Here is an 18,635-nt window from a genome sequence, read left to right as displayed (position 1 = left end):
GTCCGTACCTTTCCTTGGGAGAAGTGACAGGAAGCCCTTCAGGACACCTGCGGACAGGGGTCCTGAAGGACTGGGAGCCCTGAGAAGCCTGCCGTTTTGAAGACTAGAGGGAGCCACTGACAACGCGGTCGGCTTCCTGCTGTTCGGTAACAAACCCGGACCTTCAAGAATGCCCGAGGCCGCCCCCGACCATATAGCACGTACATTCGATTACGGCATGATGTCAGCCACCTTCACCCGAACGTGTGGCACCGCTACCGTCTGCGGCATGGATCATCACGAGCGTGACCTGCTGTCTGTACGTGAAGCGACCGAACGACTGCTCGCCGCGGTCGGCACCCTGGACAACGCTGCTGTGACGCACCCGTCACGTCTGCCCGGGTGGACCCGCGGTCATGTCCTCGCCCACCTCGCCCGCAACGCGGACGCACTCGTCAACGTCCTCGACGGGCGCCCCATGTACGCGAGCGCGGAGGCGCGCGACGCGGACATCGAGCAAGGCGCCCCGCGCGACCTGGACGCCCACCTCGCGGACGTCAGGGAGAGCGCGGAACGCTTCCAGCACGCCGGCGCCCAGGACGCGGACTGGTCCCGCACGGTGGAGCTCCGCAACGGCGTGAAGGACGTCGCCGCCCGCATCCCGTTCCGGCGCTGGGCCGAGGTGGAGCTGCACCATGTGGACCTGGCCATCGGATACGAGCTGGAAGACCTGTCCGAGGAGTTCACGCGACGGGAGACCGACTTCCTGATGCAGCGCTTCCGCGACCACCTGCCGGACGCGTCCGCCGTCCACGGCCCCCCGGCCGACCTCCTCGGCTGGCTCTCCGGCCGCAGGGACGGCGCCGCGCTCACCGTCGACGGTGGTGGCTCCCTGCCCGCGTTGCCGCCGCTATAGGCTGAGCGCATGACGTACAGCGGAGCGGTGAAGGTCGGCGGCCCGGCGGACGTGCACGAGCTGCAGGACCTGATGATCTCCAAGGTCGCGGTCGGCCCCATGGACAACAACGCCTATCTGCTGCGGTGCCGCGCGACCGACCAGCAGCTCCTCATCGACGCGGCGAACGAGGCGACGACACTGCTCCGCCTCATCGGTGACGACGGCATCGCGGCCGTCGTCACCACGCACCGCCACGGCGACCACTGGCAGGCGCTCGCCGAGGTCGTGGCCGCCACGGGCGCGCGCACGTACGCGGGCCGCGACGACGCCGAGGGCATCCCGGTGGCGACGGACGTCCCCGTCGCGGACGGCGACACGATCGAGTTCGGCCACATCACCCTCACCGCCCGCCACCTCGTCGGCCACACCCCGGGCTCCATCGCCCTGATCTACGACGACCCACACGGCCACCCCCACGTCTTCACCGGGGACTGCCTCTTCCCGGGCGGCGTCGGCAACACGTGGAAGGACCCGGAGGCCTTCGCCAGCCTCATCGACGACGTCGAGTCGAAGATCTTCGCCCCGCTCCCGGACGAGACCTGGGTCTACCCGGGCCACGGCAACGACACATCGCTGGGCGCCGAACGCCCTCACCTCCAGGAGTGGCGCGCCCGGGGCTGGTGAACCGCCTCCGCCGTTACGCCCCCGCAGTCCCCGCCCCCACCAGCCCCGCCACCCGCTCCACCCCGAACGCGTACCCCTGCACCCCGCAGCCCGCGATCACGCCGTTCGCGCGGAGTGAGACGTAGGAGTGGTGGCGGAACGTCTCTCGCTGGTGGATGTTCGAGATGTGGACCTCGATCACCGGGAGGCCGTCGCAGGTGTTGAGGGCGTCCAGGAGGGCGACGGAGGTGTGGGAGTAGGCGGCCGGGTTGATGACGATGCCGGCGTGGTGTTCGCGGGCCTCGTGGATCCAGTCGACGAGTTCGCCCTCGTGGTTGGACTGGCGGAAGTCGATCGTGGCGCCGTGGGCGGCGGCGGCCTTGACGCAGAGGGCCTCGACGTCGGCGAGGGTGTCGTGGCCGTAGATCTCGGGCTGGCGCTTGCCGAGGAGGTTCAGGTTCGGGCCGTTCAGGACCAGGATCGGCGCGGTGGCGAGGGTGTGCGGCACAAGGATCTCCGTACGTCGGGCGGATGCTCCTTGTGGGTCTATCACGCGGGGGTCAGGGGGTGACCGCCAGTTCCACGTAGGCCGCCAGGATCACCAGGTGCACGCCGCCTTGGAGAGGTGTGGCGCGGCCGGGGACGACCGTCAGCGTCGTGACGATGAGGGTCAGGGCGAGCAGCGTCATGTGGGTCGCGCCCAGGCCCAGGACGAGCGGGCCCGAGAGCCAGAACGAGGCGATGGCGACGGCCGGGACCGTCAGGCCGATGCTGGCCATGGCGGAGCCGAGCGCCAGGTTGAGGCTGGTCTGGACGCGGTCGCGGCGGGCGGCGCGCAGGGCGGCGATGGTCTCCGGGAGCAGCACGAGCAGCGCGATGATCACGCCGACGACGGCCTGCGGCATACCGGCCGCCTCCACCCCGTGTTCGATGGTTTTCGAGACGCCTTTGGCCAGGCCGACGACCGCGATGAGCGCCAGGGCGAGCAGGCCCAGGCTGGCCAGCGCGGTGGAGGTGCTCGGCGAGTCCGCGTGGTCGTCGGCGTCGATGACGTCGCCGTGCTTGGTGATCGGCAGGAAGTAGTCGCGGTGGCGCACGGTCTGCGTGGCGACGAAGAGGCCGTACAGGATCAGCGCGGCGATCGCGGAGAAGAGGAGCTGGGAGGTGGAGAACTCCGGGCCCTGCTTGCTGGTCGTGAACGTGGGGAGGACGAGGCAGAGCGTGGCCAGGGTCGCCACCGTCGCGAGCGCGCTGCCCGTGCCCTCCGACTGGAAGATCGCCACGCGGTGGCGGAGGGCGGCGCAGAGCAGGCTGATGCCGACGATGCCGTTGCAGGTGATCATCACGGCGGCGAAGACCGTGTCCCGGGCCAGGGTGGCGCTCTTGTCGCCGCCGTCGGCCATCAGCGTGACGATGAGCGCGACCTCGATGACCGTGACGGCGACGGCCAGGACGAGCGAGCCGAAGGGTTCGCCGACGCGGTGGGCGATGACCTCCGCGTGGTGCACGGCGGCGAGGACGGAGCCCGCGAGGACGAGGGAGACGACGGCGACCAGGACGCCCGGCAGGTCGCGGCCCCAGGTGAGTGCGAGCAGCACGACCGCCAGCACCGGGACGACGACGGTCCACCGCGTGGCCAGTGCCCGGAGTCTGGTGATCATGCATTCGATGGTGCCCGGGGTGGGGCGGGGCCGCGACTCAGGCGCCGCCCCCTGAGCATCGCCTCGTGCGTCACTTCAGTTCGCGCGCGTCCCTGACGTCGTAGTTGCCGAAGGCGGGCGGCCGGGTGCAGAGGGCGGTCAGCCGTTCGTTCAACTGGGCGACCTCGGGGCGTGCGTCGCTGCGCAGCGCCTCGTCGTACGACGCGAACTCGATGACCGCGAGGTAGCGCCCGGCCTGGTCGCGGTCCTGGAGCAGGATGCGGTGGGTGGGCCCGCCGGACTCCCCCGCCATGCGCTGCTCGAACCGGTCGAGCAGCTCCTTCATCTCGTCGAAGCGGTGTGTCTCGAAGTCGACGATCTGGACGAACCTCTGGCTCATGGGGCCTCCCCCGCACGGCCGGCGCGCCCCGGGCCGGGGTGCGCTCAGGGCCCAAGCAAGCACCGGGAGGCGTACGCGGCAACCGTCCGCGCACACCTCCCGGTGCTGGTAATGCCTACGCCCGACGGCGTCAGACGTCGATGCTGTCCTTGCGGTCCCGGGCGGTCGCCGCCTCCCGCTCGGCCTGCTTCCTGGAGGCGATGAGGCTGGTGATCGTGGTGATGATCAGGACGCCGCAGATGACGCTCAGGGAGACCGGGATGGAGATCTCCGGCACGTGCACGCCGTTCTCGTGCAGGGCGTGCAGGACCAGCTTCACGCCGATGAAGCCGAGGATCACCGACAGGCCGTAGCTGAGGTGGACCAGCTTCTTGAGCAGGCCGCCGATGAGGAAGTAGAGCTGGCGCAGGCCCATGAGGGCGAATGCGTTGGCCGTGAAGACGATGTACGGGTCCTGGGTCAGGCCGAAGATCGCGGGGATCGAGTCCATCGCGAAGAGCACGTCGGTCATGCCGATGGCGAGCATGACGACCAGGAGCGGCGTCATGATCTTCTTGCCGTGCTCATGGATGAAGAGCTTCGTGCCGTGGTACCGGTCGGCGACGCCGAACTTCGTCTCGATGGACTTCAGCAGGCGGTTCTCCTCGAACTCCTCCTCCTCGTCGTCGCCCATCGCCTCCTTGACGAGCTTCCAGGCGGTGTAGATGAGGAACGCGCCGAAGATGTAGAAGACCCAGGAGAAGTTGGCGATGACGGCGGCGCCCGCCGCGATGAAGATTGCTCGCAGCACGAGCGCTATCAGCACGCCGAACAGCAGGACGCGCTGCTGGAGGTGGGTCGGCACCGAGAACTTCGCCATGATCAGGATGAAGACGAAGAGGTTGTCGACGCTGAGCGATTTCTCGGTGATGAAGCCCGCGAAGAACTCGCCGCCCGCCTGACTGCTGCCCCAGATGGTCACGCCGATGCCGAAGAGCACGGCGAGGGCGATCCAGACGACGGTCCAGATCCCGGCTTCCTTGATGGATACGTCGTGGGGCTTGCGCCCGATGAAGAAGTCGACCGCGATCAGGGCACACAGACCGAGAATGGTCAGCACCCAAAGGGTCATCGATACGTCCACTGCGCCTCCGGCGTCGTACGGCTACTGATCAGCGTCGTCGCTGCCGGAGGTCTCTTCCACCCGAGCGCGTGCCGCGCCTCGGGCCGACGCCCCGGGATCGACGGCCATCGGGCCGCATCGTCCGTATTGACGGGAACGCCGCGCACGGGAGTACTCCCCTCCGCGTAAAGAAGAGTACTCGAAACACCCATGGAAGGTAAAGGGTTAGGTAAAGGTCATTCCAAGTCCGCAGGTCAGGGGCTTGGTCGAAGGCAAAGAGATCACAGGCCCCGCTCTCTTTGCGCCCTCGCCACCTCCTCCAGCACCCGGCGCAGGACCGCGCTGCCGTCCGGGATCGCCGGTGGCTCGTACGTCCAGGTGTGTCCCACCCACGGGTCGGCGAGGTGGTCGTCGGGGACCGGCGTCAGCCGCAGCAGCGCCCGCCACAGCGGGTCGAGGAGCGGGCCGTACTCGGCGGCGTCCTCGCGGTCGGCCACGAGCATCAGGTGCACGCCGACGCGCGGGCCCTCGTCCGCGAGGTAGCGCAGACGGGTCACCGCGCGGTCGTCGAAGCCGTGCGGGAAGTCGTGGACGACGAGGAGCTGTTCGGCGACGTCGAGGTCGGGCGGCAGGGCGTCCACCGCGCCGCTGCGCACCGCCATCTGCACGAGGTCGACCCGCTCGGTCAGCCGGGTCAGGGTCTCGGCGACGCCCGCCGTCCCCCGGGCCACGGGTCCGGCGAGCACCCCGGCGTCGACGAGCGGGGCGAGCGCCCCCGACGCCGTGCCCGCCGGGTCGACGACATGGACGCTGAACTCGCCCGCCGGGTAGGCCGCGAGGAGCCGCGCCACCAGCTCGGTCGCGGTACGGGCGGCGCGGGCCCGCAGCTCGTCGGCGTCCGCGAGCGCCTCGGGGTCGGACGCGCCCGCGTCGATCCACAGGCCGCGCTCCAGCGGCAGCCGCACCAGCATGGGGATGCGCAGGCCGACGCTGTCGCTCTCGGGCAGCCGCATGTCGCCCAGGCGGACGGCCATGGGGATCTCCATGGGGCTGCGGTACGCGTGCCAGCACGGGTTGTCCCAGCCCGCGTACGGGGCCGGGAGCGCGGGTTCGACCACCTCCGACTCGGCGACGAGCTGGGCCAGGTCCCGGTCGAGCGCCTCCCGCGCGCGGTCGACGAGGGCGGCGTGCTTGGCGGCGGCGGCCTCGCGCGCGGCGTCGGCCTGGCCGCCGATGCGGCTGCGGGGGTCGGAGAGGACCTTGTCGAGCTCCTGCTCCATGCGGGAGTCGGCGAAGTCGACGGCGCTGCGGTAGGCGGCGGCGGTGCGGGCCAGGTCCTCGAACATGCCCCACACCTGGTTGTAGAGCCGCTCCTCCATGGACCAGCCGGTCGCGTCGCCCGCCACGGGCGCCGCGGGCCCGTCACCCGGTCCGGCGGCCGGGGCCGGGGCGGGCGACGGGGGCGCCTGGCGGCCCGGGTGGGTGTAGTCGATGGGGCCGGGCGGGGTGCCCCCGGGGGCCGCGGGGGCGGGCGCGGTCGGTGGCAGCGGGCTCACCGCCTGGCCCGCCGTGGCGGCAGCCCGGACCTGCGTCTCGTCGGCGGGGAGCGGCGCGGGCGCCACGGTGCGGGCCAGGCTCTGGGCGACGGCCTGGTGGACGGCGCCCGCGAGCGCGTGCGCGTCGGGCACGCCCTGGTCGGCGAAGAGGGCGGCGAGCCCGTCGGCGTAGCCCTGGCCGACGGCGCGGACCTTCCAGGCGCCCTGTCTGCGGTACAGCTCCAGGGCGGTGACGGCCGACTCGGTGTCGAGGCCGGTGATGGTGTAGCTGGCCAGTTCGTCACCGTCGAGCCCGGTGACCGCGACGTACGGGGCCGCCACCGCGCCGAACCGGGTGGGCCCGCCGGTGCCGGTCGGCAGGGCGAGCAACACAGTGACGCGGTGCACGTCGTGCGGCATGGCGTCCAGGTCGACGGCGAGCCGGTGGTCGGCGGCGGCCTGGCGCGGGACCTCGAGACCGGGCAGCGCGGGCGCGCCGGGGTGGGCGACGTGGCCCGGGCCGCGCACGGTGCCCCGGTCGTCGGCGAGCGTGGCGCCCGCGACGACCGGGCGGCCGGCCGACACCCGGATCTCCAGACGGGTCCGGTTCAGCGGGTGGTTCTGGCCCCGCACCAGTTCGGCCGCCATCACGGGCCCACTACAGGCCCGGGAGGATCGCGGGCATGAGGTCCTGGAACGTACGGCCGTTGGCCGCCGTGCCCAGGGCCGTCATCTTCCAGCCGCCCGAGGTGTCCCGGTGCACCTTCGCCATGATCTGCGCCGTGTACTGGCCGCCGCCGTCGAGCGTGTAGCGGGCGAGTTCCTGGCCGGTGGTCTCGTCGACCAGGCGGCAGAACGCGTTCTGCACCTCCTGGAAGGTCTGGCCGGTGAAGGAGTTGACCGTGAAGACGATCTGGTCGATGTGGACCGGGACGCGCTCCAGGTCGACCAGGATCGCCTCGTCGTCGCCGCCCTGTCCGACGCCGCCGACCAGGTTGTCGCCGGTGTGCCGCACCGAGCCGTCGTCGCTGACGAGGTGGCGGAAGAAGACCACGTCCACCGGCTGCTTGTCGGCGAAGAGGACGGCGGAGGCGTCCAGATCGATCTCCCGGGTGCGGGAGCCGAACAGGCCGCGCCGCGGGGCGGCCTGCCAGCCGAGGCCCATGCGGACGGCGGTGAGGGTGCCTCCGCCCTTCTTCTCCAGGCTGATGGCCTGGCCCTTGGTCAAGCTGATGCCGGGGCCCTTTGAAAAGTCGGCCGTCACGCGCTGTCCCCTCTCGAACTGTCCCCTGTTGCCGCGGCTTGCGCGCGGTGGGGCAAACCCTATGGGGCACCGCTGACAACGCCGCCACCGCGGGCGGGGTTTGTGGCGGCATTGCAACACAGCCGCCGCGCCCCGCCCGGGGTGACCGGTCAGGCGATGCCCGCCTCCCGCATCTGCCGCAGCTCCTTCTTCATCTCCGACACCTCGTCGCGCAGGCGCGCCGCGACCTCGAACTGGAGGTCGGCGGCGGCGGCCCGCATCCGGTCGGTCAGCTCCTCGATCTGCTCGGAGAGCTCGGCGGCGGGGCGGTCGGTGGGGACGGTCTCCGCCGCCTTGCCGCGCTTCTTCTTGCCGGTGTCGGCCTTGCCGAGCGAGGGGACGGGCGCCTTGGCGGGCTTGCCGTCCTTGCCGCCCTTGCGGTAGCCGGTGCCGAGCAGCGCCTCGGTGTCGACGTCCTCGCGCGCGATGGACGCCACGATGTCGTTGATCTTCTTGCGGAGCGGCTGGGGGTCGATGCCGTTCGCCTTGTTGTACGCGATCTGCTTCTCGCGGCGCCGGTTCGTCTCGTCGATGGCCTTCTCCATCGCCGGGGTGATCTTGTCGGCGTACATGTGGACCTGGCCCGACACGTTACGGGCGGCGCGGCCGATGGTCTGGATCAGGGACGTGCCGGAGCGCAGGAAGCCCTCCTTGTCGGCGTCGAGGATCGCGACCAGGGAGACCTCGGGCAGGTCGAGGCCCTCGCGGAGCAGGTTGATGCCGACCAGGACGTCGTACTCGCCCGCGCGCAGTTCGCGCAGGAGCTCGACGCGGCGCAGGGTGTCGACGTCGCTGTGCAGATAGCGCACCTGGATGCCCAGCTCCACGAAGTAGTCCGTGAGGTCCTCGGCCATCTTCTTGGTGAGCGTGGTGACCAGGACGCGCTCGTCCTTGTCGGTGCGGGTGCGGATCTCGTGCACCAGGTCGTCGATCTGGCCCTCGGTGGGCTTGACCACGACCTCCGGGTCGACGAGGCCGGTGGGGCGGATGATCTGCTCGACATAGCCGTCCGAGCGCGACAGCTCGTAGTTCCCGGGCGTCGCCGACAGGTAGACGGTCTGGCCGACGCGCTCCTGGAACTCCTCCCACTTCAGCGGGCGGTTGTCGAGCGCCGAGGGCAGCCGGAAGCCGTGGTCGACGAGGGTGCGCTTGCGGGAGGCGTCGCCCTCGTACATGGCGCCGATCTGCGGCACGGTGACGTGCGACTCGTCGATGACGAGGAGGAAGTCCTCGGGGAAGTAGTCGAGCAGCGTGTTCGGCGGGGAGCCGGGCTCGCGGCCGTCGAAGTGCATCGAGTAGTTCTCCACGCCGGAGCAGGTGCCGATCTGGCGGAGCATCTCGATGTCGTAGGTGGTGCGCATGCGCAGGCGCTGGGCCTCCAGGAGCTTGCCTTGCTTCTCCAGCGTGGTGAGGCGCTCGCCGAGCTCCTTCTCGATGTCGTTGACCGCGCGCTCCAGGCGCTCGGGGCCCGCGACGTAGTGCGAGGCCGGGAAGACGTAGAGCGACTGGTCGTCGCTGATGACCTCGCCGGTGAGGGGGTGCAGCGTGGACAGCGCCTCGATCTCGTCGCCGAACATCTCGATGCGGACGGCGAGCTCCTCGTAGACCGGGAAGATCTCGATGGTGTCGCCGCGCACGCGGAAGGTGCCGCGCTGGAACGCCAGGTCGTTGCGCGTGTACTGGATGTCGACGAAGCGGCGCAGCAGCTCGTCCCGGTCGATCTCGGCGCCGACCTTGAGGGGGACCATGCGGTCCACGTACTCCTGCGGCGTGCCCAGGCCGTAGATGCAGGAGACGGAGGCGACCACGACGACGTCCTTGCGGGTCAGCAGGGAGTTCGTCGCGGAGTGGCGCAGGCGCTCCACCTCCTCGTTGATCGAGGAGTCCTTCTCGATGTAGGTGTCCGACTGCGGGACGTACGCCTCGGGCTGGTAGTAGTCGTAGTACGAGACGAAGTACTCGACCGCGTTGTTCGGCAGCAGCTCGCGGAACTCGTTCGCCAGCTGGGCGGCGAGCGTCTTGTTCGGGGCCATCACCAGGGTGGGGCGCTGGAGCTTCTCGATCATCCAGGCCGTGGTGGCGGACTTACCGGTGCCGGTCGCACCGAGCAGGACGACATCCTTCTCGCCTGCGCGGATGCGCTTGTCCAGCTCGGCGATGGCCGCGGGCTGGTCACCGCTGGGCTGGTAGGGGCTGACGACCTCGAAGGGTGCCACCGTGCGTTCGATCTTCGTTACGGGCCGCATGGAATCAACCGTACGACTCGCCACTGACAACCGGGGGCGATCCGCGTCCGGGGCCGCCCTCTCACCAGCCCTGCGAGGTGCGCGAGGCCGGTCGCTCGGTGACGCCGCGCGGTCGCGGGACACCCGCGCGTGAGAGGCCGTCCCGCTCGGCCTCCAGGGCGTCGCGCCAGTCGGGGCGGCCCATGACCATCAGCGGGTCGAACAGGACGACCACACCGGCGAGGAGCAGGAAGCACAGGGGGCCGATCATCATCGGGGCGAGTATCCCGGCGGCCGAGTCGCCGCCCGGGTCGCCGACGGCGTCGGTCTGCGTGTGGACGCTGACGGCGGCCATCCCCATGTAGTGCATGCCGGAGACGGCGAGCCCCATGATCAGGCTCGCGCCGATGCTCCACAGGATGCCGCGGACCTGGACGGCGGCCCACAGCGCGGCGGTGGCGGCCACCATGGCGATGACCACGGAGGCGCCGACGACGAAGGTGTTGTACTCGATCGTCCCGTGCAGCCGCATTCCGGCCATACCCAGGTAGTGCATGGACGCGACGCCGAGCCCGGTGATCGTGCCGCCGGTGAACAGGGCGACGCCGGTCGCGCCCTTGTAGCCGACGATGAACACGCCGATGCCGACCATGACGATGGCGAGGCCGAGGCTCGCGAAGGTCAGCGCCTTGTCGTAGTGGATCGGCACGCCCTCGACGGTGAAGCCCATCATGGCGATGAAGTGCATGGTCCAGATGCCCGAGCCGATCGCCGCGGAGCCGAGAGCGAGCCAGCCGGCGCGCCAGGTGCTGGCCACGCGGAGCGATCTCGTGGTGCACCGCAGACCGAGGGCTCCGCCGAGGCAGGCCATGAAGTACGCCACCAATGGCGTAACCAGCCCATAACTGAAGCCGTCGACCGTCCCCTGCATGTGCCGCAGCCCTTCCGCCCGATGCCGTGTCCGAGATGTCCGGTACGTTCCTTTTCAACGACCACTGGGAAGGCCGGTGTTGAGGCTGAGATTAAAGCGCACCCCGGAACGTCCGATTGATTTTCCGGCAAAGAAACCTGGTCACCGAAGGCGGGGTGGGTCGCTGTCGGGCAACTCCGTTCACCTTATGACCATCCTTCGCCTGTGTTCTGTTGGCCACCTCCTGTCAGTCTCGTCCCGTCCGTGTTCTCATCACGCACGAGGAGCGAACGTGTACGTACGCGCAGCAGCCGCCCTGGCCACCGTGACCGGCTCCGCGGTCATCGGTGTCCTTGTCCTGCCCACCGCCGCCCAGGCCACCACCCGGCACGACCGTCCCGTGATAATCGCTCACCGCGGCGCCTCCGCCTACGCTCCCGAGAACACCCTCGAAGCCATCGACGAGGCCGACGACCTCGGCTTCGACTGGGTCGAGAACGACGTGCAGCGCACCAAGGACGGCGCGCTGGTCATCATCCACGACACGACCCTGGACCGGACGACCAACGTCGAGGAGCTCTACCCCGACCGCGCGCCCTGGAACGTGAGGGACTTCACCGCCGCCGAGATCGCCAGGCTCGACGCGGGAAGCTGGAAGGGCGCCAAGTTCGCGGGGCTGCGGATCCCGACGCTGCACCAGTACCTGCGGCGCGTGGACCACAACCGCCAAAGGCTCCTCATGGAGATCAAGTCGCCCGAGCTGTACCCCGGCATCGAGGCGCAGATCATGCGTGAGCTGCGCAACGACGGCTGGCTGAGCCGGGGACACGTCAAGCGCCGCCTCGTCATCCAGAGCTTCAGCGCGGACAGTGTACGGACGGTCCACACCCTGCGCCCCGACATCGTCACGGGCTACCTGGGCACGCCCGCCGTCACCGAGCTGCCCTCCTACGCGCGGTTCACCGACCAGATCAACCCGAGCAACACCACGATCTCCACGGACTACGTGAAGGCCGTGCACGCCCTCAAGGGCGCCCACAAGAAGCCGCTCGAGGTCCACACCTGGACCGTGAACGACGCCGCGACCACCCAGCGGGTCGCCGGCTACGGCGTCGACGGGATCATCACGAACGCGCCGGACGTGGTGCGCAGGGCCCTGCGCGGCTGAGCCGGCGCGGCGGCGGGCCGGGCGTTGTCAGTGCCCGGCCCTAACGTGGTCGGCATGGATGCCACTGGGCAGGACACCGCCGGGCGGACGGCCGCCGGACAGGACCGGGTCGTGTGGGCCGTCACGGCCAGCGACATCGGGCCGCTGCTGCTCGCCGCCACGGGGGAAGGGCTGGTGAGCGTGGTCTTCCACGCCACCGACGCGGTACGGGACCGGATGCTCGGCCGGCTCGGCGCCCGCTTCGGGACCGAGCCGGTCGAGGCGCCGGACGCGCCGGTGATCGCGGAGGCGCGCAGACAGTTGGCCGAGTACTTCGCCGGGCGGCGCCGCGCCTTCGACCTCCCGCTCGACTGGTCGCTGATCGGCGGGTTCAACCGCGAGGTGCTGCGCGCGCTGGCCGCCGGGGTGCCGTACGGGGCGGTCGTCGGGTACGGGGAGCTGGCCGCGCGCGTCGGGCAGCCCGGGGCGGCGCAGGCGGTGGGGGCGGCGATGGGGGCGAATCCCCTGCCGGTCGTGGTGCCGTGCCACCGGGTGGTGGAGCGGGACGGGGGGATCGGGGGGTTCGGGGGCGGCCTCGAGACCAAGCGGCAGTTGCTCGCGCTGGAGGGGGTGTTGCCCGCGCCTCTCTTCTGAGAAGGTCCGGGCGGGGCGACAAGCCGCCTCGCGCTGTTGGGGCCCGGAGGTTGTGGGGTGGGGTTGTTCGGTCGTGGGCCGCTGAAGGAAGCGGATACGGGCAGAGGTGCGGGCATCGACGGCGCCGCGCTGGGCGCCTTGCAGCGGCGTACGCAGCGTGTGCTCGTCGCCTCGCAGATCCTCGGGGGGCTCGGCACCGCCACCGGGATCGCGCTCGCCGCCGTGCTGGCCAAGAAGGTCAGCGGGGACGAGGCGCTGTCGGGGCTCGCGTCGACGGCCAGCGTCGCCGGGACGGCCGTGCTCTCGATGCCGCTCGCCGCGCTGATGAACGCGCGCGGGAGGCGGGCCGGGCTCGTGCTCGCCTATGTCGTCGGCGCGCTGGGCGCCGCCCTGACCGTGCTCGCCGCCGCGGCCGGGAACTTCCCGCTGCTGCTCGTCGGGCTCGCCGGGTTCGGTGCCGCGTCGTCCGCGAACCTCCAGGCCCGCTACGCCGCCGCCGACCTGGCCGCGCCCGAGCGGCGGGCCCGCGCCATCTCCACCGTCGTCTGGGCCACCACCATCGGCGCCGTCCTCGGCCCGAACATCGCCGCCCCCGCGGGCCGCAGCGTCGCCGGGCTCGGCATACCCGCCGAGTCGGGCCCCTTCGTCTGGGCCGCCGGGGTGTTCCTCCTAGCCGCGGCCCTCGTCCACCTCACCCTGCGCCCCGACCCCCTCCTCACCGCGCGGACCCTCGCCCCGGCCGAGGAGCGGACCCGGGAGGCCCGCTCGCTGCGCGCCGGGCTCGCCGCGGTCTCCGCCTCGCCGCGCGCCCGGCTCGCGCTGGTGACGGTCGCCGTGTCGCACACCGCGATGGTGTCGGTCATGTCGATGACGCCGGTGGACCTCGAACACCACGGCGCGGGGATCGAGTTGATCGGCCTGGTCATCAGCGGGCACATCGCCGGGATGTACGCGTTCTCGCCGGTGATGGGGCGCCTCGCGGACCGGTACGGGCGGCTGTCGGTGATCGGCCTCGCCGTGGCGCTCCTGGCCTGCGCGGCGCTGCTCGCCGGGACCGCGGGCGGCAGCCACGCGCAGAGCGCCGCGGGCCTGTTCGTGCTCGGGCTCGGCTGGTCGGCGGGGCTCGTCGCGGGCTCCGCCCTGCTCACGGACTCCGTGCCGGGGGCCGCGCGCGCCGCGGCGCAGGGCCTGTCCGATCTGACGACCAGTCTGTCGGCGGGCATCGGCGGCGCGACGGCGGGCCTGGTGGTGGCGACGGCGAGCTACGCGTGGCTGAACCTGGCGGCGGCGTGCCTGCTCCTCCCGCTCGCCGCCTTCGCGCTGTTCACCTCCCGCGCCCGGCCCTCGTAGCCGGGCGGCCTGAGCAGCGGGGACGGCTCAGTGCGGGAGCGTGAGGTGGTACGCCTTGCGGAGCGTCTCGTGCACCGTCCACGTCGTGCGGTCGCCCGCGCGCAGCACCGCCGCCGTGCCCGGGGCGAGTTCCAGAACCCCGCCGCCCTCGATCTCGACGGTGGCCCGGCCGCTGACGACCACGAACATCTCGTCCGCCTCGGTGTCGGTGACGACGCCGGGCGTGATCTGCCAGACGCCGCGCACCTGCCTGCCGTCGGCCGACTCCCACAGGACCGCGCCGGTGACGACCGGGTCACCGGAGACGATCTGGGCCGGGTCCAGGGGCTCCGGTGCCAGCTCCACGTCGGCCACCTGGACGGCGAGAGAGGGCGGCGCGGACACGGGCGGGTTCGTCGTGGTCATGAGGCGTCACCCTAGGAGTCCCGCGCGCCTGCCCGCACTGGACGCCTCGTAGCGCGTACGCCCCGACGACTGGACGGCCCGTCCAGGGGCCGACGTTCCTCAAGCGTTTTGTCGACAAGTCACCGGAGGCGGTCCATGGAGATCTCGGGCTTGGTGAGCGCGATCGTGATCGGCATCGTCATCGGAGTGCTCGGCCGGCTCGCACTGCCCGGCCGCCAGCGCATCGGCGTCCTCGCGACGATCCTCGTCGGGGTCGTGGCCGCCTTCCTCGGTTCGGCGGTCGCCGCGGGCTTCGGCGTCCAGGAGACGCGCGGGGTGGACTGGATCGAATGGCTGATCCAGATCGGCCTCGCCGCGCTCGGCGTCTCCCTGCTCGACCGCGGCCGCGGCCGCCGCGTGCGCCGCTGAGACGAAGGGCGGCCCACACCGCTCACCGTTCCCTCTTCAACGACCCGGTCCGCCGGGGCTCCTCAGGACGCCTGTTCGGTAGCAGACTCCGCCGTGCGCACAGCCGGAACCATCCGCCGTACGACGCGTCGCACGCCGCGTCACTGAGCCGAAGGGACGGCGATCGGGCATGAGCGGGAACAAGGCAGTCGCGTATCTCAAGCCGGGCGCGGTGGAGGTCAGGACCATCGACCACCCGACGCTCGAACTGAAGGACGGGCCGGGGGTGGCGTCGGCGAACGTCGGCCGCACTTGTCGGCACGGCGTGATCCTCAAGGTCCTCGCCACCAACATCTGCGGCAGCGACCAGCACATGGTGCGCGGCCGCACCACCGCGCCCGAGGGTCTGGTCCTCGGCCACGAGATCACCGGCGAGATCGTCGAGAAGGGGCCCGACGTCGAGTTCCTTGACGTCGGGGATGTCGTCTCGGTGCCGTTCAACATCGCGTGCGGCCGCTGCCGCAACTGCAAGGAGCGCAAGACCGGCATCTGCCTGAACGTCAACCCGGCACGGCCCGGCGCCGCGTACGGCTATGTCGACATGGGCGGCTGGGTCGGCGGCCAGGCCGAGTACGTCATGGTCCCCTACGCGGACTTCAACGCCCTGCGCTTCCCCGATCCCGAACAGGCGCGCGAGAAGCTGCTCGATCTGACGATGCTGTCGGACATCTTCCCGACCGGGTTCCACGGCGCGGTCACCGCGGGCACCCAGGTCGGCTCGACGGTCTACATCGCCGGGGCCGGACCGGTCGGCCTCGCGGCGGCGGCCTCCGCGCAGTTGCTCGGCGCGGCCGTGGTCATCGTCGGCGACCTGAACGCCGAACGGCTCGCGCAGGCGCGGAGCTTCGGCTGCGAGACCGTCGACCTGACGCGCGGCACGGTCGAGGACCAGGTCGCCGAGGTCCTCGGCGTGCCCGAGGTGGACGCGGCCGTGGACGCGGTCGGCTTCGAGGCGCGGGCGCACGGCCCGGACTCCGGCGAGGCGCCCGCGACCGTCCTCAACTCCCTGATGGGCCTCACGGCGGCCGGCGGCGCCCTCGGCATCCCCGGCCTCTACGTCACCGACGACCCCGGCGGCGTCGACCAGGACGCGCGCACCGGGACGCTGAAGGTGCGGCTCGGGCTCGGCTGGGCGAGGAGCCACCGGTTCACGACCGGGCAGTGCCCCGTCATGAAGTACCACCGGGGCCTGATGATGGCGATCCTGCACGAGCGCGTGCACATCGCCAAAGCCGTCAACGCGACGGTGATCGGCCTGGACGACGCGCCGCGCGGCTATGCCGAGTTCGACCAGGGTGCGAGCAGGAAGTACGTCCTCGATCCGCACGGCGCGCTGGACGGCGTACGGCCGGTCTAGGGAAGGCGACAAGGCGAGCCGGCACAAGCGGGGCCGCACGCGCGCGTGCGGCCCCGTCCCCCGCTTGTCCCCCGAGCGCACGGCTTCAGGGCTTCCTCCCCCACGCCGAGATCAAGGGCGTGTTCGAGGCCCGCCTCCCGCAGCAGGCGCGGAAGCCGTGGCGCAGCCGGTTGGCCAACTCCTGCACGGGGCCGTGCTCGTCGGGGCAGAGCAGCGGCTGGAGCGCCGGGTCGGCGTCCTCCACGAGCAGGTGCCCGCCGGGGCGCAAGGCGTCGATCATGGTCCGCAGCGCGCGGTCCCGGTCGGGGACATGGACGAGGACGAGCCGGGCGTGCACGAGGTCGAAGCGCTCGGCGGGCGGCTCGTCGGCGCGGATGTCGTGACGGCGGACCTCGACGGGGGCGGGCGGTGCGGCGCTCTGCCAGGACGTGTCGATGTCGGTGGCGAGGACCCGGCCGCTCGGGCCGGCCTTCCGCGCCAGCCAGGAGACGACGGACGTGCCGCCCGCGCCGACCTCCCAGCAGTGCGCGCCGGGGCCGATGCCGAGGCGTTCGAGGTGCCGGAACGTCGTCGGGTCGAAGAGCACCGAGAAGGCGTCGAAGCGCCGGCCCGCCTCGGGCTGCTGGTTGTCGAGGAGATAGGCGGGGTCGTCGTCGGAGCGCGTCATGGGGCCATCGTGGCAGCCGTTGTCGGTGGCGGCTGGCAGACTGGCCCGCCACGTACGGAAACGGATCGGGTACGGGTACGGGGTGCGAGGAGCCGGGCATGGCGAGGGCGGGCAACCTGCGGAAGGTCGGTGGCCTGCGCGGGGTGGGCGGGCTGCGGAAGGTCGCGCGGCTCGCGCGGCGGCGGCGCCGGGTCGACCTGAGCCACCCGGCGCGTTCCCCGCTCGGCTCGGCGGTCGTCGACTGCGTGACGTACCGCCACGGTGTCCGCGAGCGCGGCGGCCGCGATCTGGTCGAGGCGGTGCGCGCGGTGCGCAAGGCGGACGACGGGTTCGTCTGGCTGGGCCTGCACGAGCCGTCCGAGGCGGAGATCGCCGATGTCGCCGAGCTGTTCGATCTGCATCCGCTGGCGGTGGAGGACGCGGTCCACGCGCATCAGCGGCCGAAGGTCGAGTGGTACGGACAGACGCTGTTCGCCGTCCTGAAGACGGTCTGCTACGTGGAGCACGCGGAGCTGACCGCCACCAGCGAGATCGTCGACACCGGCGAGATCATGGTGTTCGTCGGGCGGGACTTCGTGATCACGGTGCGGCACGGGCGGCACGGTTCGCTCGGGCCGGTGCGCGAGAACCTGGAGGCCGCCCCGGAACAGCTCGCCAAGGGGCCCGCCGCCGTGCTGCACGCCATCGCGGACAGCGTCGTCGACGACTATCTGACGGTGCTCGACGGGGTGCAGGCGGACATCGACGAGGTCGAGACGGACGTGTTCGCGCGGAACGGGGCGCGGGCCGACCCCGGCCGCATCTACCAGCTCAAGCGTGAACTCCTCGAACTGAAGCGGGCGGTGGCGCCGCTGGCCCGCCCGGTCATGGAGCTGGCCGGACGCCCGTACCCCGTGGTGCCGCCCGAGATACAGGCGTACTTCCGGGACGTGTCGGACCATCTGCTGCGCGCCGTCGAGCAAGCCGCCGCCTTCGACGAGCTGCTCAACTCGATCCTCCAGGCCCATCTCGCGCAGGTGACGGTCGCGCAGAACGAGGACATGCGCAAGATCACCGCGTGGGCCGCGATCGTCGCCGTGCCGACGATGGGGTGCGGGATCTACGGCATGAACTTCGACCACATGCCCGAGCTGCACTGGCGCTACGGCTATCCGCTGATGGTGTCCGTCATCGCCGTCATCTGTGTCGGCGTCTACCGGGGGTTCAAGCGCAACGGCTGGCTGTGAGCACCGGTCGGGCCCGGCAGGTCACCGCTGGGCCCAGGCGGGATGGCGGGGGTCGTCCGCGCGGATGACGACGTCCGCCTGCTCGGCGGGGGCGCTCTCGTCGTCGTAGCGCGCGAAGGCCGGCAGCGTCCAGCGCTCCTCCTCGGGCGTACGGCGGCGCAGCGCGCCCGGTGTCAGGCTGACATGGACCGTGAGGTCGAACGGGAACCAGTGGTTCAGCAGGAACGGGCCGTGCAGCAGCAGGGCGCCGGTGGGCGGCAGTTCGACGTACGGGCTGCGGGTGGCGCGGTCCGTCGCCGGGTCCCACAGGTCGGGCAGGACGCGGCCGGTGCCGTCCGGTTCGAGGGGGCCGAAGACCTCGCGCCACAGGGCGCCCGTGTCGAACCAGCCGCTGTAGTACGCGTCCGGGTCCTCGTGCCCGAACTCGTAGCGCAGGGACGCCGGGCGCAGGAAACCGTCCGTGCCGACCGGCAGGGAGGAGCGGCCCCGCACGCGCAGGGCCTCGGCGACGCGGGCCGCGAGGTCGCCGGGGCGGGCGGCCGGGGCGCCGTCGAAGGCGACCTTCGGCCAGGGGCCGCCGTCGCCCGGCTTCAGGTCGAGCAGGCGCTCGGCGAGGGCGTCGCCGAGCCGTTCCCAGGTGATCGGTTCGAGTCGCACACGCTCCATGATGCCGGGCGGCCGCGCTGGGGCCCGGACGGTGCGGTGGCGCGGGCGTCCGGGCGGGCAT

At 71.5% G+C, this 18,635-nt stretch carries 18 protein-coding genes and 1 pseudogene; 8 read left to right on the top strand and 11 right to left on the bottom strand.

Annotation, left to right across the window (positions count from 1 at the left end; genetic code table 11):
* Window positions 1-268: 268 nt before the first annotated feature.
* Window positions 269-895: a maleylpyruvate isomerase family mycothiol-dependent enzyme gene (locus ABZ877_RS37495; RefSeq protein WP_361080692.1), complete on the top strand. Its 627-nt coding sequence runs from the start codon at window positions 269-271 to the stop codon at window positions 893-895.
* 9 nt (window positions 896-904) lie between these two features.
* The gene (locus tag ABZ877_RS37490) at window positions 905-1,561 is read left to right on the top strand and encodes an MBL fold metallo-hydrolase (protein ID WP_361080690.1); all 657 of its coding nucleotides are present in this window, start codon (window positions 905-907) and stop codon (window positions 1,559-1,561) included.
* 13 nt (window positions 1,562-1,574) lie between these two features.
* Here the strand turns inward: ABZ877_RS37490 and aroQ are convergent, their stop codons facing one another.
* The 8 genes from aroQ to ABZ877_RS37450 form a co-directional block, all read right to left on the bottom strand.
* A complete protein-coding gene (aroQ, locus tag ABZ877_RS37485; RefSeq protein ID WP_361080688.1) occupies window positions 1,575-2,048 on the bottom strand; it encodes a type II 3-dehydroquinate dehydratase in 474 nt (157 codons plus the stop codon).
* 52 nt (window positions 2,049-2,100) lie between these two features.
* On the bottom strand, window positions 2,101-3,201 hold the full coding sequence (locus tag ABZ877_RS37480) for an ionic transporter y4hA (RefSeq protein WP_361080686.1): 1,101 nt from the start codon (window positions 3,199-3,201) through the stop codon (window positions 2,101-2,103).
* Window positions 3,202-3,271: 70 nt separating this feature from the next.
* Window positions 3,272-3,580, bottom strand: a complete 309-nt coding sequence (locus ABZ877_RS37475) for a hypothetical protein (protein WP_361080684.1) — start codon at window positions 3,578-3,580, stop codon at window positions 3,272-3,274.
* A gap of 130 nt (window positions 3,581-3,710) precedes the next feature.
* The gene (locus ABZ877_RS37470; protein WP_361080682.1) at window positions 3,711-4,703 is read right to left on the bottom strand and encodes a TerC family protein; all 993 of its coding nucleotides are present in this window, start codon (window positions 4,701-4,703) and stop codon (window positions 3,711-3,713) included.
* A gap of 260 nt (window positions 4,704-4,963) precedes the next feature.
* Window positions 4,964-6,865, bottom strand: a complete 1,902-nt coding sequence (locus tag ABZ877_RS37465) for a TerD family protein (RefSeq protein ID WP_361080722.1) — start codon at window positions 6,863-6,865, stop codon at window positions 4,964-4,966.
* Window positions 6,866-6,875: 10 nt separating this feature from the next.
* A complete protein-coding gene (locus tag ABZ877_RS37460; protein WP_361080720.1) occupies window positions 6,876-7,445 on the bottom strand; it encodes a TerD family protein in 570 nt (189 codons plus the stop codon).
* Between the two features lie 185 nt (window positions 7,446-7,630).
* Window positions 7,631-9,766, bottom strand: a complete 2,136-nt coding sequence (gene uvrB, locus ABZ877_RS37455; RefSeq protein WP_361080680.1) for an excinuclease ABC subunit UvrB — start codon at window positions 9,764-9,766, stop codon at window positions 7,631-7,633.
* 61 nt (window positions 9,767-9,827) lie between these two features.
* Window positions 9,828-10,676, bottom strand: coding sequence for an MHYT domain-containing protein (locus tag ABZ877_RS37450; RefSeq protein WP_361080678.1), 849 nt, complete (start codon window positions 10,674-10,676; stop codon window positions 9,828-9,830).
* 322 nt (window positions 10,677-10,998) lie between these two features.
* Here ABZ877_RS37450 and ABZ877_RS37445 point away from each other — a divergent pair, with 322 nt between their 5' ends.
* The 3 genes from ABZ877_RS37445 to ABZ877_RS37435 all read left to right on the top strand — a co-directional run bounded on the left by ABZ877_RS37445 (window position 10,999) and on the right by ABZ877_RS37435 (window position 13,806).
* Window positions 10,999-11,823, top strand: coding sequence for a glycerophosphodiester phosphodiesterase family protein (locus ABZ877_RS37445; protein WP_361080718.1), 825 nt, complete (start codon window positions 10,999-11,001; stop codon window positions 11,821-11,823).
* A 54-nt stretch (window positions 11,824-11,877) separates the two neighbouring features.
* Complete coding sequence (locus ABZ877_RS37440) at window positions 11,878-12,456, top strand: methylated-DNA--[protein]-cysteine S-methyltransferase (protein ID WP_361080676.1); 579 nt, start codon at window positions 11,878-11,880, stop codon at window positions 12,454-12,456.
* A gap of 81 nt (window positions 12,457-12,537) precedes the next feature.
* Window positions 12,538-13,806, top strand: coding sequence for an MFS transporter (locus ABZ877_RS37435; RefSeq protein ID WP_361080716.1), 1,269 nt, complete (start codon window positions 12,538-12,540; stop codon window positions 13,804-13,806).
* Window positions 13,807-13,833: 27 nt separating this feature from the next.
* Here the strand turns inward: ABZ877_RS37435 and ABZ877_RS37430 are convergent, their stop codons facing one another.
* Window positions 13,834-14,211, bottom strand: coding sequence for a cupin domain-containing protein (locus tag ABZ877_RS37430; protein ID WP_361080674.1), 378 nt, complete (start codon window positions 14,209-14,211; stop codon window positions 13,834-13,836).
* A 135-nt stretch (window positions 14,212-14,346) separates the two neighbouring features.
* Between ABZ877_RS37430 and ABZ877_RS37425 the strand changes: the two genes are divergently transcribed.
* Both ABZ877_RS37425 and fdhA read left to right on the top strand, forming a co-directional pair.
* Window positions 14,347-14,619, top strand: a complete 273-nt coding sequence (locus ABZ877_RS37425; protein WP_361080672.1) for a GlsB/YeaQ/YmgE family stress response membrane protein — start codon at window positions 14,347-14,349, stop codon at window positions 14,617-14,619.
* 169 nt (window positions 14,620-14,788) lie between these two features.
* Window positions 14,789-16,015, top strand: coding sequence for a formaldehyde dehydrogenase, glutathione-independent (gene fdhA, locus ABZ877_RS37420; protein ID WP_361080670.1), 1,227 nt, complete (start codon window positions 14,789-14,791; stop codon window positions 16,013-16,015).
* Between the two features lie 148 nt (window positions 16,016-16,163).
* Here fdhA and ABZ877_RS37415 read toward each other — a convergent pair.
* Window positions 16,164-16,682: pseudogene (locus ABZ877_RS37415) on the bottom strand (class I SAM-dependent methyltransferase); the annotation flags it as partial.
* A 98-nt stretch (window positions 16,683-16,780) separates the two neighbouring features.
* Between ABZ877_RS37415 and ABZ877_RS37410 the strand changes: the two are divergent.
* Window positions 16,781-17,908 (top strand): magnesium and cobalt transport protein CorA, encoded by a 1,128-nt coding sequence (locus tag ABZ877_RS37410; RefSeq protein WP_361080668.1) that lies wholly within the window; start codon window positions 16,781-16,783, stop codon window positions 17,906-17,908.
* Between the two features lie 21 nt (window positions 17,909-17,929).
* Here ABZ877_RS37410 and ABZ877_RS37405 read toward each other — a convergent pair whose 3' ends face one another.
* Complete coding sequence (locus ABZ877_RS37405; protein ID WP_361080667.1) at window positions 17,930-18,574, bottom strand: uridine kinase; 645 nt, start codon at window positions 18,572-18,574, stop codon at window positions 17,930-17,932.
* Window positions 18,575-18,635: the final 61 nt, after the last annotated feature.

The sequence above is a fragment of the Streptomyces sp. NPDC046939 genome, from assembly GCF_040644575.1.
Classification (GTDB): domain Bacteria; phylum Actinomycetota; class Actinomycetes; order Streptomycetales; family Streptomycetaceae; genus Streptomyces.
The sequence above is the reverse complement of the archived record's forward strand: the minus strand, read 5'-3'. Positions and strand labels throughout refer to the sequence as shown.